The 880-nt window shown below is 73.4% G+C and carries 2 protein-coding genes; one reads left to right on the top strand and one right to left on the bottom strand.

Annotated elements, in window-relative coordinates; all coding sequences use genetic code 11:
* Positions 1–363 (bottom strand): DJ-1/PfpI family protein (locus KUM32_RS38515; RefSeq protein ID WP_217146454.1); only part of this gene is annotated, 363 nt, incomplete at its 3' end.
* 188 nt (positions 364–551) lie between these two features.
* On the opposite strand from KUM32_RS38515, the gene KUM32_RS38510 reads away from it, so the two are divergent.
* The coding region (locus KUM32_RS38510) for an isochorismatase family protein (RefSeq protein ID WP_217146453.1) at positions 552–880 on the top strand (329 nt) is incomplete at its 3' end.

The raw sequence follows: 880 nt of genomic DNA, 5'->3' as shown, positions 1-880 counted from the left end.
GTCCAACAGGCCGGCCGCGGCCAGCAGGTGCGCGCCCACGCACACGGAGGCGACCCGGTGGGCGCGGGCGGCCAGCACCCGGACCCATTCCACCAGGCGCGGGTCGACGAGCGGATGGACGCGGCGTTCGGCGTCGACCTCCACCGCGCCGGGCACGATGAGCGTGTCGACGGCCCCGGCGGCGGCCTCGGCGAAGGTGGTGTCGGGCAGGACGCGCACCCCGGCGCCGGTGGTGACCGGGTCCGTGGTCGCGGCGGCGAGCAGCACCCGGTAGCCCGCGGCCTCCTCGGTCTCGCGCAGGGCCAGCGAGAACACCTCCGGCGGCCCGGTGACGTCGAGCAGGTCGACGCCGTCGAAGAGCATGATGACGACGAGACGGCGGACGGTGTCCGGCACGGGTCCCCCAGGGGTGTGGGCAGGGCGCTGTGGCATGTCGGTATCTGCGGGTGAGACGTCATTGCCGACATCGGTGGCCGGCTCCTAGTTTTACCCGTATGGCCCACTCACCGTTCGGGCCGCCCCTCCACCCGCATGCCGAAGGCGGTACACCCATGCCCAGAACCACCCTGCGCGAGCTCAACGGCCTCGACCAGACGCCCGCGATCCTCGGCGAGGCCGCGCTGGTCCTCATCGACCTCCAGAACACCTACACCCGCGGCGTCATGGAACTCGACGGCTGGCAGCCCTCGCTGGACGCCGCCGCGCGACTGCTGTCCCGGGCCCGCCGGGAGGGCGCGCGGGTCGTGCACGTGATCAACGACGGCGGCCCGGGCACCCCGTACGACATCGATGCCGAGGTCGGGCGGATCCACCCGGACGTCGCCCCGCTCGACGGGGAGCCGGTGGTGGTCAAGCGGGTCCCGAACGCGTTCGTGGACAC

The organism is Streptomyces sp. AC627_RSS907 (assembly GCF_019049165.1).
This window is presented reverse-complemented; position numbering and strand designations above follow the sequence as displayed.